This is a genomic window from Tritonibacter sp. SIMBA_163 (assembly GCF_046535935.1).
Taxonomy (GTDB): Bacteria; Pseudomonadota; Alphaproteobacteria; order Rhodobacterales; family Rhodobacteraceae; genus Epibacterium; species Epibacterium scottomollicae.
Genome location: NZ_JAWJBP010000139.1, coordinates 1 through 414 on the forward strand (window position 1 = coordinate 1; position 414 = coordinate 414).

Genomic DNA, 414 nt, shown 5'->3' on the forward strand with positions numbered 1-414 from the left:
CTAAGCGCCGATCATGTTTCGTGCCCTTCTCCCGACCGCTGCGCGCTGGCGTCCGCTGGAAGGAGAAGGGCTCGAACATCTCAATCTCGGCCCTAGCGGCCGCACGATCCGTGCCGAAAGCGTGGTGATTGGCGATCGCGGCGGCGCCCCCTACGGCGTACGCTACAGCATCGACTGCAACAGCGCCTGGCATGTCCTTCATTTCCTGATCGAAACCATGTCCGGCCACCGGCTGGAGCTGGTTTCCGATGGCGCCGGCCACTGGAACACGATGGCTGGCGATGCACTGCCTGAATTCGACGGCTGCATCGATATCGATCTGGCGGGAACCCCCTTCACCAACACGCTGCCCATCCGCCGCCTTGGCCTGACGCCGGAAAGCGGCACCGTACAGCTCGACATGCTTTACGTGCC

General features: G+C 63.5%; 1 protein-coding gene. It reads left to right on the top strand.

All coding sequences use genetic code 11. From position 1 onward, the window contains the following. Window positions 1-13: 13 nt before the first annotated feature. The coding region (locus R0J92_RS21800) for a putative glycolipid-binding domain-containing protein (protein ID WP_411053177.1) at window positions 14-414 on the top strand (401 nt) is incomplete at its 3' end.